Here is a 13381-nt window from a genome sequence, read left to right as displayed (position 1 = left end):
GCATGTGTGCATGCGTTAGCTACGCCGTGACCGCCGAGGCTTGCGATCAAGGTTGTGGGTTTCAGCTATTCAGTTGTGCTACAGCGTGTTTCGAATCAGATGTCGAGATCCTCGACGTTCGGATGTGCGGTGGCGTCGATGACGCGCGCGTAGAGGCGTTCCGGAATCTTGCCCTCGAGATCCTTGACCGTGTCGAAGACCTCGAGCGTGAAGTCACCCCAATTCTGTTCCCCCACACCGAGGAAGCGCCGCCACTGCCGCCAGTCCTTCAGGATGTTGGTGTCGGTCGGGAATTCCGACCAGTTGGAGAAGTGGCTGTGCACCGCGTACGCGCCCTTGCGGGTGCGGAAGACCCGGATATCCTCGATGCGCTCATTGGTGACCTGATGCCATTCGGTCAGCAGCGTGGCGGAGAATCGAACCTGTCGGATCCCGTCCTTGCCGACCTTCAGGACCACCTCGTCGTAGCCTTGCTGACGTCCCTCCTCGAGCTCGATGAAGCGCCGCAACGCCGTCACGATCGCCCCCGACAGATTGCCCCCGACCAGCTCCTGTGCCCGCTGGAAAAGCTTCAGGTCATCATCGGATACATAGATCGTCTTGTTCGGCATGATCTCACTATACGTAGACGTATACATACACGGCAAGAGGAGGTTCAACTCCAGGACACGCCGAGGTCGGTAGCGGGATTGAACCCCTGGCTACTCGGATTTCGTATCCCGGTTGAAGGCACACGGGCACCGTGGCGGCCGCCTCGACGAGCGGTGACGCCGCCCGAAAGGAATCGCCCATGCATAGCGGTACACGGGTCGCGGACCAGCTGGTCAAGGCGGTCTCAGCGCTGGGTGTCCGGCACCTGTTCGGGGTCGGCGGCGCGAACATCGAGGATCTGTACGACGCGGCCTTCGAACATCGGAACCTGATCACCGCCGTTGTCGCCAAGCACGAATTCGGGGCCGCCACCATGGCCGACGGCTACGCGCGCTCCACCGCCGGCCTCGGGGTCGTCTGCGCCACCTCCGGCGGCGGGGCGGTGAACCTGGTCGCGGGACTGGCCGAATCGTTCGCCTCCCGGGTGCCGGTGCTGGCCCTGATCGGGCAGCCCCCGACCGCCCTCGAAGGCCAGGGCGCTTTCCAGGACTCCAGCGGGCAGGCCGGCGCGTTCGACGCGGTCGCGCTGTACCGGCCGATCTCGCATTACTGCGCGCGGGTCGAGGCCCCCGCCGACCTGCCCGCCCACCTCACCCGCGCCGTCACCGCCGCCCGCCGCGGCGGACCCGCGGTCCTGCTGCTGCCCAAGGACATCCAGCAGGCCGACCTGGTCGCCCCGGAATTCACGCCGCCCGCGCCCGCCTACCGGCGCGAGATCGAGAGCCTGTGGCGGGTGCTGCACATCGTGCGCGGGGCCCGCGCCCTCGGCAAGATCGTGATCATCGCCGGGGACCAGGTGGCCCGCGACGACGCCCGCGACGAATTGGCCCGCTTCGCCGCGAGACTGGACGCCGCGATCGGGGTCGCCCCCGACGCCAAGGACGTCTACCACCACGCGGACCCGGGCTTCTGCGGCGTCTCGGGCAGCATGGGCCATCAGGAACTGCTCGACGCGCTGCACGGGGCCGCCCTGTGCCTGCTCATCGGCACCCGCATGCCGGTCACCGCGCGGGCCGGGATGGAGGGCGCGCTGGCGGCGGTGCCGCTGGCGAGCATCGGCGCGCAGCCGCCGTACCCGGCCGCCGCGCACGCGCACACCAACGACCTGGCCCGCACCCTGACCGAGCTGATCAGCGAATTGGATTCCGACACAATCGACACCGACGCGGAGATCATCCCGCTGCGACCGCGCCCGCCCGTCGACCACACCCTCACCCCGATTCCCGTGCCGCCCTCCGACGGCCCCGGGCTGCGTTACCGCACGGTGGTCGAGACCATCAACGACGCGCTGCCCCCGGAGTCGGACGTCTTCGCCGACGCCGGCAATACCGGTGCGGCCGTGGTGCATCACCTGCGCCTGCCGCGCGGCGGGCGTTTCACCGTGGCGCTCGGCATGGGCGGGATGGGCTACGCGTTCGGGGCCGGGATCGGGTCCGCGTTCGCCCGGCAGCGCCGCCCCGACGGCGGCCCGCGCCGCACCTTCGTCATCGCCGGGGACGGGGCGTTCTTCATGCACGGCATGGAGATTCACACCGCCGTCGAGCACCGGCTGCCGATCACCTTCATCGTCCTCAACAACAACGCGCACGCCATGTGCATCACGCGCGAACAGCTGTACTACGGGGATCGGTACAGCTTCAACAGGTTTCGTCCCGCGTATCCGGGCGCGGGGATGGCCGCCATGTTCCCGGATCTGTGCACCCACGCACCGGAGAACCGGGCCGAGCTCGCCGCGGCGTTGCGGCACTGCCTCGACCGCCCGGGACCGTCGTTCGTCGCGATCGACTGCGATCCCGACGAAATCCCGCCGTTCACACCGTTCCTGACGCCACCCAGGAGGTAATCCGTGACAACCAGCGCCCTGCCCGCCCTCAGCGACATCCCCGACGCCGCCATCCCCGGACTGCTGCGCATCGAGAACTCCGACCGTGACGCCACCACCCCGATCATCCTGGACATGCTGCGGTCGGTGTATCCGCACGACCAGATCTTCGGTGACTTCTGCCCGGTTCAGGGATTCATCGAGGCCCCGCCGCGGGAGCTGTACGAATACCTCGCCGACACCCGGTGCCTGGAGGAGTGGACCTACAGCCTGCGGGGCTTCACCGAGACCGCGGAGCCTGGACTGTGGGTGTCGCACGACCGACTGGGCGACAACACGAATATCTACACCCGCACGGTCGCCAATCCCGACGCCATGACCGTGGACTACCACTGCGCCTGGGATCAGAGCGAGCACCTGTGGATGATCTACCTGATGCGGGTCGTCGACGCCCAGGTGGTGTTCGACAAGCCGGGATCGGTGGTGCTGTGGACGAATTGCCACCACCCGTTCTACGACCGGAACCCCTACCAGGACACCGCGCCGGACAAGCGCAAGGTGTGGGTGGGTGACTTCTGGGAGATGTTCTCCGCGGGACACCAATTGGAGCTCGACAACCTTCGGGCCATCGCGGAATACCGCGCGTCACACGGCCTGCCCATCAAGCCCGACTGGATGAGTGAGTGACCGCCATGGATTTCACCGACCCCACCCTGCGGACGCCGCCGGTCAGCCTGGCCGACGTCTCCGGTTACCTGCCCGGCGACCCCGTCGGCACCGAATATTTCACCCAGTTCTCGCGCTCGGACCGGATGGCCAAGAACGTCATGTTCCGCGCCCCCAAGGGCCGCCACCACGTCGGCCGCGACGAGACGGCCGTGGACATGGTCGAGCGCGCCGTCGCGCCGCTCGTCGAACGCCATGGGGCCCGGGAGATCTCGAATATCGACGTGCTGCTGACCCACACCCAGCTGCCGGACAATCCGGTGCTGGGCCCCGGCCCCGAGGTGGCGCGCCGCCTGGGCATGAAGCCGCGCTGGGTCTTCGACATCCACAACGGCGGCTGCGCGGCCTTCGTGCACATGATGTGGACGGCGCGGATGATCCTGCAGACCACCGACGCGCGCACCGCGCTCATCGCCTGCACCCAGAACTGCGCGGGACCGGTGTTCACCCAGTCCGATATCCGCGGGCTGGCGCAGGCCCCGGTGCCCGGCGACGGTTGCGGGGTCGGACTGCTGGTGAAGAACAATTCCGCACCAATCCTCGATATCGAATGCCGGACCTATCCGGAGTTCGCGGGGGACATGGAATTCAGCACCAACGGCGACCGCAAGTACTGGGAGCCCGGCGAGGGTCAGGGCTGCGTCACCTTCACCGAATCCAAGGTGGCCAAGGTGATGACGCGCGGCAACCGGCTGGTGCCGGAGGTCGCGCAGGCGGTGTGCAAGCGGATCGGGGTCAAGTCCAGCGATATCGACACCTTCGTCACCAACCAGCCCAACCGGTTGTTCCTGCGCAACTGGAACGAGGCCATGGAACTGCCGCCCGAACGGCATCCGGACACCTTCGACAGCTGCGGAAACCTGTTCGCCGCGGGCATTCCCGTGACCCTGGACGCCGAGAACCGGGCGGGGCGGCTGCGCAACGGGTCGGTCGTGCTGATGGCGGCCTTCGCGCACGCCGGGGACTTCGCGGGCGCGGCGGCCGTCCGCTGGGGAGCCGCCCGATGACGCGCCCCGTGCACTGGCCGACCGGCCTGCGCGGCGACGCCGACACCATCCGCTTCGATCTGAGTCTCAGCGAAAACCCGTTCCCGCCACTTCCTTCCGTGGTAGCCGCGATCGAAGACTGCCTCGCCGGAGCAAACCGGTATCCGGAGTTCCTGCCCCGGAGCCTGCCGCGGCTGATCGCCGGGCACCTCGGGATCGGGGCCGAGCACATCGTGGTGGGGTCGGGCGCGACCGGCGTCGCCATGCAGATCATGCAGACCCTGGCCCGTGCCGGGTCCGGATTCGTCTACGCCACACCGACATTCGACGGCTATCCGATCATGGCGAACATGGTCGGGTTGCGCCCGGTGGCGGTGCCGCTGGACCAGCACGGCCGCCAGGACCTGTGGGGCATGGCGCGCGCGGTGAACGAGCGCACCGGGTTGATCGCGGTGTGCCGTCCGCACAATCCGACCGGCACCGTGGCCGGGGCCAGCGAATTGAAGGCGTTCCTCTGCTCGGTTCCGGCGCGGGTGCCGGTGATCCTGGACGAGGCCTACGCCGAGTTCCTCGGCGCGAGCGACGCGCTGGACGTTGTCGAACTTATCCACAGGCATCCCAATGTGCTGGTCCTGCGCACTTTCTCCAAGGCGTATGGGCTGGCGGGGCTGCGGATCGGCTATGCCTTCGGCGCGCCGGACCTGGTGCGGCGGGTGCGCCGGCTGCAACTGCCGTTCGGGGTGCCCGGCACGGCGGTGGCCGCCGTGCGCGCCTCCTACGTCGCGGAAGCCGAACTGGGCGAGCGGATTCTGCGCATCACCACGCAGCGCGAACTCCTGCGGATCGAGTTGCGGCGGGCCGGTATCCGGGTGCCGCGCAGCAGCGCCAACTTCCTGTTCCTGCCCGGCCGCGATATCGCGCCCACGCTGGCGCGTGCCGGGATCGTGGCCAAGCGCTACCCGGACGGCAGCGCCCGCATCGCGGTGGGCGATCCAGGCGCGGATCGGGCCGTCCTGGCCGCCCTGGCCGCGCGGTCCCCGGCCGGCGTCACGCGTCCGTTGCGCCGGGAGGACAGTCGGCTGCTGGCGTTGACGGCGCGGTACGAGCCCAGCGCCCTGCGAGGGCCGCGCAGGTGATCAGCTGAATCTGGTGGAACATCATGAGCGGCAACACGATCAGACCCACCGAGTGACCGGCGAACAGCACCGTCGCCATGGGCAGCCCGGTGGCCAGGCTCTTCTTGGAACCGCAGAACACCACCACGATCCGGTCGGCGCGATCGAAACCCAGCGCCTCGCCGAGGAATCCGGTCGCCACCAGCACGATCGCCAGGATCGCGCAGCACACCAGCGCCAGCCCCAGGATCCGCCACGGCGACATGGCATGCCAGATGCCCTCCACCATGCCCGCGCTGAAAGCGCTGTACACGACAAGCAGGATGGAACCGCGGTCCACCAGCTTGGTCGGCTCGGCGTAGCGGGACAGGAAGCCCTTCACCTTGGGCCGGATCAGCTGGCCCACGAAGAACGGCACCAGCAGCTGCAGCACGATGTCCACCACCGCCGACGGGTCCACACTGGCCTGTCCGGTGGTGTTCATCAGCAGGATCACCAGCGCGGGGGTCAGGAACACGCCCAGCAGGTTCGACACCGTGGCGCTCACGATCGCGCCCGCCACATTGCCCTTGGCGATGGAGGTGAAGGCGATCGAGGACTGCACCGTGGACGGCACCAGGCACAGGAACAGCAGACCGGTGTAGAGATCCTGGGTGAGGATGTGCGGCACCAGCACCCGCGCGGCCAGGCCGATCACCGGGAAAAGGATGAAAGTGCAGGCCAGGACGGTCAGATGGAGTCGCCAGTGCTTCAGGCCCGCGAGCGCCTCCTGCGGGGCCAGCCGGGTGCCGTACAGCAGGAACAGGATCGCGATGGCGATCTTCGTCAGCCAGCTCACCACCTCGGCGGCATCGCCCCGGGCCGGGACGATGCTGGCCAGCACGACCATGCCGAGGATCGACAGGATGAACCCGTCTATGTAGAACTTGCTGAGAAATCGCACCGAATCAGGCTAGTGACCGCAAGATCCTTCGGATAACACCGCACCCGTGCAGCCGCGATACTGGAGTTGATCGACTGTCACGACGACTCCCGAGGGGAATCGCCATGGTCCATGGGACCGTCACGGCCGCGGCCGCGACCAACACCTGGGGGATATCGGGCCCGGCCTTCCTCCTCTTCTATGTCATCGTCGGCCTGATCGCGGTCGCGGTCGGATACGCGATCCGCGCGAGCGTGCTGCGGCGGACCGACCCGGCCTGGGCGCCCGAGCGCCCACTGACCCCGAGCGAGACCGCCGTTCTCGTCGACGATCGCCGACCGGTGCTGGCCGGGCTCGCCCAATTGCGCGGCCACGGAGTCATCGACTCGACCGGCACCCCGGTCCAGCCTTACCACCCCACCGCCATACCGGAGCTGGATCCCATCGCCCGCACCTTGTGGGCGGCGCTGAGCACTCCCGGCCGCCTGAATATGACCTTCATGCTGGTCGGGACGGGCGGGGTGGTGGAACGGATGCGCAAGGACCTCACCGACCGCGGCTACCTCTTCGGCGACCAGCAGCGAAAAGCCCTGCGCACGGCCCGGTTCCCGCTCTACGCGGTGCTGCTGCTCGGACTGGCCCGCCTGATCGCGGGTGTGGCCACTCATCATTCGGTCGGCTTCCTGGTGGTCGTCATGATCGTGCTGAGCGTCATCACCGTGGTGGTTGGCCGCGCGCCCCGGCTGACCCGACGCGGTCGTGAGACCCTCGAGGCCGCCCGTACCGGCAACCGGCACCTGCGACCGGCCAACGCGCCGGCTTACGCGGCATACGGAGCCAGCAGCGCCGCCCTCGCGGTCGCGCTCTACGGATCGCTGGTGTTGTGGACCCTCGACCCGGCGCTCGCCGGGGCAGCCGAGGTGGCGGCCGGTGGCGGCGGTGCTGGTGGCGGCGGCAGCTCGTGCGGCAGTGGCTCCAGTTGCGGCAGCAGCGGAAGTAGTTGCAGCAGTGGCGGAAGCAGCTGCGGTGGCGGCGGATGTGGCGGAGGAGGCTGCGGCGGATGACCGGATCACCGCTTCCCGAGGGCGCGCTGGGTATCGGCTGGCGGCGCGAGATCTGCGGCATCGTCGCCACACTGGACGGCATCGGCTTCTGTGAGGTCATCGCGGAATCCCTGGCGACCGGCAATTCCGGTCGCAGGCGACGCGCCGGGGTGACCGTTCCCGAAGAACTCGGCGAACTGGTCGCGCGCGGCATTCCGGCTGTACCGCATGGTATTTCACTATCGCTGGGCGGAGCAGAGGCCGTGGACGATCGCCGGGTGGCGCACCTCGCCGAGTGCGCGCGAGCGCTGGGGTCGCCGCTGGTGAGCGAGCACATCGCGTTCGTGCGGGCGGGCGGCCTGGAGGCGGGTCACCTGCTGCCGGTGCCGCGCACCCGAGAGGCGCTGGATGCGCTGGAGCGCAATATCTTCCGGGCGAGCAGGCAATTGGATGTGCCGCTGGCGGTGGAGAACATCGCGGCGTTGTTCGAGTGGCCGGACGCCGAGTACAGCGAGGCCGAGTTCCTGCAGGAGCTGGTCGAGCGGACCGGCGTCTATCTGCTGCTCGATATCGCGAATGTCTATGCCAATGCCCGCAATACGTCACATGACCCGCTGACCGAGCTGCTGCGCTTGCCCGCCGAACGCGTGGCCTACTGCCATATCGCGGGTGGCCACGAGTCGGACGGGCGCTACATCGACACCCATGTCCACCAGGTCCCGGCCGAGGTCCTGGACCTGGTGGCCGAGTTCGCCACCGGCCGGTCGGTACCGCTCATGCTGGAGCGCGACGGAAACTATCCGCCCGCAACCGAACTCGCCGCCGAACTGAACGCCATCGCCGCCGCCTCCGGCCGGGCGCCGATCACCCTGCGCACGGCGGCGATTCCGGCATGACCACCGAATCGGTCAGGTCCACGGTCACCCTCGCCGAGCAGCAGGCCGCGATCGTCCGCGCCCTGGTCGCCGGCGCCGAACCACCCACCGGCTTCGACGCGGGCGACCTCGCCGCCACCGCCCACGGGCTGCTGCACAAGCGGGTCGACGAGGTGGCCCGCCGGTTCCCGGGCCTGGTGCTCGCCGCCGGCCCCGACTTCCACGGCCGCTACCTGGAGTGGGCGCGCACCCGCCCGAAGACCACCACCGCCGAGGACGCGGCCGCCTTCGCCGAGCACGCCGGTCTGCCCGACCCTCGCCCGCACCGCGCGCGGTGGCCCATCCGAGGTCGGCGAACCCTCGGCAAGTGATCCTGCGCACTGGGGCATGCTGAGCTCATGATCGAAGTGGTCACCGTCAGCACCGAACAGGAACTCGCGGACGCCTACGCCGTGCGGTTGCAGGTCTTCGTCGCCGAGCAGGGCGTGCCGGAGGAGATCGAGATCGACGAGCTGGACGAGGTCGCCGATCATTTCCTGGGACGGCTCGACGGCAAGCCCGCGGGAGCCGGGCGACTTCTCCTGCGCGACGGGATCGGTGTGCTCGGGCGGCTGGCCGTGCTGGCGGAGACGCGCGGCTCCGGACTCGGGGCGGCCCTGGTCCGGGCCATCGAGGAGCGGGCGCGGGCCCGCGGACTGGCGGCGATCGAACTGCATTCGCAGACGCACGCGGTGGGCTTCTACGAGAAGCTCGGCTACCGGGCGTTCGGCGAGGTCGGCATGGACGCGGGCATCCCGCACATCTGGATGCGGCGCTCGCTCACCGAGTGAATCAGGCGGTCTCGCAGGTGTCGCGCAGCGAGCACCCGCCGCAGGCGCTGCCGCACCCGCCGACCTTCTCTTCCTCCGGGAACGCGTTCGCGATCGCCTTCTCGGCCGCCGCCGCACCCGCACCCAGCGTGAACAGCGCGATCACCACGGCGATCACCGCGAGCACCAGCGCCGGGACCCCGCCGGACACCAGCGCCACCGCGCCACTGGCGGCGAGCAGCAGACCGGCCACGACGGAGGTCGGTCCCGCGACCTTGTTGCCCAGCTTGAAGGCTTCCTCGGTCTTCAGCGCCGCCTCGGAGTGCACCCCGAAATAGCGGTTGCCGGGCAGGGTGCCGGTCAGTCCGAGCACGCCCGTGACCACGGCCACAGCCGCGAGGACAAAGAGGATCAGCGCCACAACCAACACCCGGTCGAGGCTACACCGTGCATATTTGCCCTTCGCTTCGCTCCGGGCGGGTTCGCGGCCCTGCAAGCTCGGTCTTCCCTCCTCCGCTCCTCCGCTTCGCTCCCCCGCTACGTCAGTCCAGACCGAGCCGGGCCGCGAACTTCGGGTGGGGTTCCGCCAGGGGGATGGACTCAGCGGACCCTTTTTGGGGCCTGGGGTGGGTGACCTTTACCCTGGTGAGCGACCTTTATCGGGGATTGGCTGGACAAGCGAAGGCAGGACCGTGCAGGACACCCGTGCAACCGAAACACCCACCGCGACCGCGGCTGGGGGCGGCGACGTTCCCGCACACCGCTACAACGCCGACCTCGCCGGACGCGTGGAGCAGAAGTGGCAGCGCAACTGGGAGGAGCGCGGCACCTTCTTCGCCCCCAACCCGGTGGGCCCGCTGGCCTCCGGCATTCCCGCCGACAAGCTGTTCATCCAGGACATGTTCCCGTACCCGTCCGGCGCGGGCCTGCACGTCGGGCACCCGCTGGGCTACATCGCCACCGACGTGTTCGCTCGCTACCACCGCATGCACGGCCGGAATGTGCTGCACGCCCTGGGTTATGACGCCTTCGGCCTGCCCGCCGAGCAGTACGCGGTGCAGACCGGCGCGCACCCGCGCGACACCACCATGGCGAACATCGCGACCATGCAGCGGCAGCTGGACCGGCTGGGCCTGGGCCACGACCGCCGGCGCACCTTCGCCACCACCGATCCCGAGTACTACAAGTGGACGCAGTGGATCTTCCTGCGCATCTACAACGCCTGGTACGACGAGGGCCTGAACAAGGCGCGCCCGATCGCCGAGCTGATCGCCGAATTCGATTCCGGCAAGCGAGCGCCCGCGGTCGGCCGGGCCTGGGCCGACCTGTCCCCGGTCGAGCGCAACGCGGTCGTCGACTCCCATCGCCTGGTGTACCAGACCGATTCGATGGTCAACTGGTGCCCGGGCCTGGGCACCGTGCTGTCCAACGAGGAGGTCACCGCCGACGGCCGCTCCGAGCGCGGCAACTTCCCGGTGTTCCGTAAGCGCCTGTGGCAGTGGATGATGCGCATCACCGCCTACTCCGATCGCCTGGTCGACGACCTGGACGAGCTGGACTGGCCGGAGAACGTGAAGTCCATGCAGCGCAACTGGATCGGCCGCTCGCGGGGCGCGCAGGTCAAGTTCGAGGCGGGCAGCGACATCATCGAGGTGTTCACCACCCGGCCCGACACCCTGTTCGGCGCCACCTACGTGGTGATCGCGCCCGAGCACGAGCTGGTGGACCGCCTGACCGGCGACACCTGGCCGTCCGGCACCGACGCCCGCTGGACCTTCGGCGGCGCCGACACCCCCGCCGAAGCCGTTGCCGGCTACCGCAAGTCGATCGCCGCCAAGTCGGATCTGGAGCGCCAGGAGAACAAGGAGAAGACCGGCGTCTTCCTGGGCACCTACGCCACCAACCCGGTGAACGGCGCGCGCGTGCCGATCTTCATCGCCGACTACGTGCTGTCCGGCTACGGCACCGGCGCCATCATGGCCGTCCCCGGCCACGACCCGCGCGACTGGGAGTTCGCCACCGCCTTCGGCCTGCCCATCGTGGAAGTGGTCTCGGGCGGCGACATCTCGCAGGCCGCCTACGCCGGCGACGGCGCCCTGGTGAACTCCGGTTACCTGGACGGCCTGGACATCGACACCGCCAAGGCGCGGGTGATCACCCAGCTGGAGACCGACGGCCACGGCCGCGGCACCGTCCAGTACAAGCTGCGCGACTGGCTGTTCGCCCGCCAGCGCTACTGGGGCGAGCCCTTCCCGATCGTCTACGACGAGGACGGCGCGCCGCACGCGCTGCCGGAATCCATGCTGCCGGTGACGCTGCCGGAGATGGAGGACTTCGCGCCGGTCACCTTCGACGCGGACGACGCGAACTCCGAGCCGTCCCCGCCGCTGGCCAAGGCCACCGAATGGGTGCACGTCGAACTGGATCTGGGCGACGGCCCCAAGAAGTACCGCCGCGACACCAACGTGATGCCCAACTGGGCGGGCAGCTCCTGGTACCAGCTGCGCTACGCCGATCCCACCAACACCGAGGCGTTCTGCGCCCCGGAGAACGAGAAGTACTGGCTGGGCCCGCGTACCGCCGAGCACGGTCCGAAGGATCCGGGCGGCGTGGATCTGTACGTCGGCGGCGTGGAGCACGCGGTGCTGCACCTGCTGTACGCGCGCTTCTGGCAGAAGGTGCTGTTCGACCTGGGTGAGGTGTCCGGTTTCGAGCCGTACCGCCGCCTGTTCAACCAGGGCTACATCCAGGGCTTCGCCTACACCGACGCGCGCGGCGCCTACGTGCCGGCCGCCGAGATCGTGGAGCGGGACGGAAAGTTCTTCTGGACCAACGCTTCCGGCACCGAGGAAGAGGTCTTCCAGGAGTACGGCAAGATCGGCAAGTCGCTGAAGAACGCCATCTCCCCCGACGAGATGTGCGACCTGTACGGCGCGGACACCTTCCGCTTCTACGAGATGTCGATGGGCCCGCTGGACACCTCGCGCCCGTGGGCGACCAAGGACGTCGTCGGCGCGCACCGCTTCCTGCAGCGCGTGTGGCGACTGACCGTGGACGAGGAGACCGGCGCGCTGAAGGTCACCGACACCGAGCCCTCGGCCGAGGCGCTGCGCCTGCTGCACAAGACGATCGCCGGCGTCGACGACGACTACGCCAACCTGCGCGACAACACCGCGGGCGCGAAGCTGATCGAGCTGACCAACTACCTGACCAAGAACTACGGCGACGGTGCGCCCCGCAAGCTGGTCGAGCCGCTGGTCCTGATGCTGGCCCCGATGTCCCCGCACGTGGCCGAGGAACTGTGGGAACGCCTGGGCCACACCACCGCCCTGGCCCACGGCCCCTTCCCGAAGGCGGATCCCGCGCTGCTGGTGGCGGATTCGGTCGAGTACCCGATCCAGGTCAACGGCAAGGTCCGCAGCCGGATCAGCGTCGCCGCCGACGCCGACCAGGCCGCGGTCCAGGCGGCCGCCCTGGCCGACGAGAAGATCGCGGAACTGCTGGGCGGCAACCCGCCTCGCAAGATCATCGTGGTCCCGGGCCGCCTGGTGAACATCGTCGCCTAGCGGACAACCGAATCGGGTCCGGCGTGCACTGCACGCCGGACCCGATTTCCTTTTGCCCCAAGCATTATCGTGGCGGGATGAGCACGTCGTTGAGGGTGACCAGTTGCAGGTTGCGTTCCCGGACGATGTCCATGAGCTGGTCGTAGATGCGGGTGACGGTCGGCCGGTTGGCGTGGCCGATCACGATGGACTGTGCCCGGAACCACTGGTGTGCGGCATCGAGCAGCATGCCCTCGTTGATCACGGTGTTGGTGTCGTTCAAGCTGCCGTACCACATGGTCGGCACGGTGTAGCCGCAGTCGGCGGCCACCGCGTCGACGGCGGCGTTGTGCCGGCCGAAGGGCGGACGGTAGTACGGCGTGCTGTCGACGCCGTACTGATTCCAGAGGAAGTCCTTGCAGCGGTTCAGCTGATCGGCGACCGCGCCGCCGGAGATCCGGGTCAGGTCCGGATGGTCCCAGGTGTGGTTCCCGAGCTGGATCTGGCCGGAATCGACCATGGGGCGCAACACATCCCGATGATCCAGCCAGCCGGGATAATAGGCGGTCACGAAGAAGGTCAGCCGGGCCCCGGTGGTGCGGGCGAAATCGACGAACCCGCCGATGGTTTCGGAGCTCGCGCCGTCATCGATGGTGAGCGCCATGCGGTTTCCCTCGCCGGGCAGCGCATTGATGGTTCCCGGCCCGATCGCGGCCCTGGGCCCGTAATCCGGTGTCACGCCGGGCATCGGCGGAATGATCCCGCCCGCCGATCCGGTGTCGAAGGGGAAGTCGGCGCGGGATTCGCCGGCGCCCAGCAAACTCACAGCCCCACCCGCCGCCAGCAGCGCCAGCAGCCGTCGTCTGTCCATGTCGATCGACCTTCAA

The 13381-nt window shown here is 68.8% G+C and carries 13 protein-coding genes; 9 read left to right on the top strand and 4 right to left on the bottom strand.

What is annotated here, in order from left to right:
• Positions 1 to 95: 95 nt before the first annotated feature.
• A complete protein-coding gene (locus ACYVKL_RS21855) occupies positions 96 to 611 on the bottom strand; it encodes an EXLDI protein (protein WP_213558516.1) in 516 nt (171 codons plus the stop codon).
• Between the two features lie 179 nt (positions 612 to 790).
• On the opposite strand from ACYVKL_RS21855, the gene ACYVKL_RS21850 reads away from it, so the two are divergent.
• The 4 genes from ACYVKL_RS21850 to ACYVKL_RS21835 are packed head-to-tail and all read left to right on the top strand — an operon-like array spanning position 791 to position 5321.
• Positions 791 to 2494, top strand: a complete 1704-nt coding sequence (locus tag ACYVKL_RS21850; RefSeq protein ID WP_379165533.1) for a thiamine pyrophosphate-binding protein — start codon at positions 791 to 793, stop codon at positions 2492 to 2494.
• Positions 2495 to 2497: 3 nt separating this feature from the next.
• Entirely contained in the window at positions 2498 to 3160 is a 663-nt protein-coding gene (locus tag ACYVKL_RS21845; protein ID WP_357189361.1) for an SRPBCC family protein, read from the top strand.
• Between the two features lie 5 nt (positions 3161 to 3165).
• On the top strand, positions 3166 to 4206 hold the full coding sequence (locus ACYVKL_RS21840; protein WP_379165821.1) for a 3-oxoacyl-ACP synthase III family protein: 1041 nt from the start codon (positions 3166 to 3168) through the stop codon (positions 4204 to 4206).
• A complete protein-coding gene (locus ACYVKL_RS21835; RefSeq protein WP_379165532.1) occupies positions 4203 to 5321 on the top strand; it encodes an aminotransferase class I/II-fold pyridoxal phosphate-dependent enzyme in 1119 nt (372 codons plus the stop codon). The genes ACYVKL_RS21840 and ACYVKL_RS21835 overlap by 4 nt, the downstream gene beginning before the upstream one ends.
• Here the strand turns inward: ACYVKL_RS21835 and ACYVKL_RS21830 are convergent.
• On the bottom strand, positions 5233 to 6243 hold the full coding sequence (locus ACYVKL_RS21830; protein ID WP_379165531.1) for a bile acid:sodium symporter family protein: 1011 nt from the start codon (positions 6241 to 6243) through the stop codon (positions 5233 to 5235). The two genes, ACYVKL_RS21835 and ACYVKL_RS21830, sit on opposite strands and share 89 nt — an antisense overlap.
• 104 nt (positions 6244 to 6347) lie before the next feature.
• Here ACYVKL_RS21830 and ACYVKL_RS21825 point away from each other — a divergent pair, with 104 nt between their 5' ends.
• From ACYVKL_RS21825 to ACYVKL_RS21810, 4 genes are read left to right on the top strand one after another with little or no spacing between them, the layout of a single operon-like run.
• A complete protein-coding gene (locus ACYVKL_RS21825) occupies positions 6348 to 7286 on the top strand; it encodes a TIGR04222 domain-containing membrane protein (protein ID WP_379165530.1) in 939 nt (312 codons plus the stop codon).
• Positions 7283 to 8161: an MbnB/TglH/ChrH family RiPP precursor modification enzyme gene (locus ACYVKL_RS21820; protein ID WP_379165529.1), complete on the top strand. Its 879-nt coding sequence runs from the start codon at positions 7283 to 7285 to the stop codon at positions 8159 to 8161. Before ACYVKL_RS21825 ends, ACYVKL_RS21820 begins: the two co-directional genes overlap by 4 nt.
• A complete protein-coding gene (locus ACYVKL_RS21815) occupies positions 8158 to 8511 on the top strand; it encodes an SCO6045 C-terminal-like domain-containing protein (RefSeq protein ID WP_379165528.1) in 354 nt (117 codons plus the stop codon). The genes ACYVKL_RS21820 and ACYVKL_RS21815 overlap by 4 nt, the downstream gene beginning before the upstream one ends.
• 27 nt (positions 8512 to 8538) lie before the next feature.
• Positions 8539 to 8970, top strand: a complete 432-nt coding sequence (locus ACYVKL_RS21810; RefSeq protein ID WP_379165527.1) for a GNAT family N-acetyltransferase — start codon at positions 8539 to 8541, stop codon at positions 8968 to 8970.
• A 1-nt stretch (position 8971) separates the two neighbouring features.
• On the opposite strand, the gene ACYVKL_RS21805 is transcribed toward ACYVKL_RS21810, so the two are convergent.
• Complete coding sequence (locus tag ACYVKL_RS21805; protein WP_357189372.1) at positions 8972 to 9379, bottom strand: SdpI family protein; 408 nt, start codon at positions 9377 to 9379, stop codon at positions 8972 to 8974.
• A gap of 262 nt (positions 9380 to 9641) precedes the next feature.
• On the opposite strand from ACYVKL_RS21805, the gene leuS reads away from it, so the two are divergent.
• Positions 9642 to 12515: a leucine--tRNA ligase gene (leuS, locus tag ACYVKL_RS21800; protein WP_379165526.1), complete on the top strand. Its 2874-nt coding sequence runs from the start codon at positions 9642 to 9644 to the stop codon at positions 12513 to 12515.
• 64 nt (positions 12516 to 12579) lie between these two features.
• On the opposite strand, the gene ACYVKL_RS21795 is transcribed toward leuS, so the two are convergent.
• Positions 12580 to 13365, bottom strand: a complete 786-nt coding sequence (locus ACYVKL_RS21795) for a polysaccharide deacetylase family protein (RefSeq protein WP_379165525.1) — start codon at positions 13363 to 13365, stop codon at positions 12580 to 12582.
• Positions 13366 to 13381 lie beyond the last annotated feature (16 nt).

This window comes from Nocardia tengchongensis, assembly GCF_054781395.1.
The sequence above is the reverse complement of the archived record's forward strand: the minus strand, read 5'-3'. Positions and strand labels throughout refer to the sequence as shown.

Bases quoted from the DNA above. Each gene is read 5' to 3' on its own strand.
- ACYVKL_RS21825 (WP_379165530.1), top strand. From the start codon at position 6,348: ATGGTCCATGGGACCGTCACGGCCGCGGCCGCGACCAACACCTGGGGG.
- ACYVKL_RS21850 (WP_379165533.1), top strand. From the start codon at position 791: ATGCATAGCGGTACACGGGTCGCGGACCAGCTGGTCAAGGCGGTCTCA.
- ACYVKL_RS21855 (WP_213558516.1), bottom strand. From the start codon at position 611: ATGCCGAACAAGACGATCTATGTATCCGATGATGACCTGAAGCTTTTC.
- ACYVKL_RS21840 (WP_379165821.1), top strand. From the start codon at position 3,166: ATGGATTTCACCGACCCCACCCTGCGGACGCCGCCGGTCAGCCTGGCC.
- ACYVKL_RS21810 (WP_379165527.1), top strand. From the start codon at position 8,539: ATGATCGAAGTGGTCACCGTCAGCACCGAACAGGAACTCGCGGACGCC.
- ACYVKL_RS21815 (WP_379165528.1), top strand. From the start codon at position 8,158: ATGACCACCGAATCGGTCAGGTCCACGGTCACCCTCGCCGAGCAGCAG.
- ACYVKL_RS21795 (WP_379165525.1), bottom strand. From the start codon at position 13,365: ATGGACAGACGACGGCTGCTGGCGCTGCTGGCGGCGGGTGGGGCTGTG.
- ACYVKL_RS21835 (WP_379165532.1), top strand. From the start codon at position 4,203: ATGACGCGCCCCGTGCACTGGCCGACCGGCCTGCGCGGCGACGCCGAC.
- ACYVKL_RS21820 (WP_379165529.1), top strand. From the start codon at position 7,283: ATGACCGGATCACCGCTTCCCGAGGGCGCGCTGGGTATCGGCTGGCGG.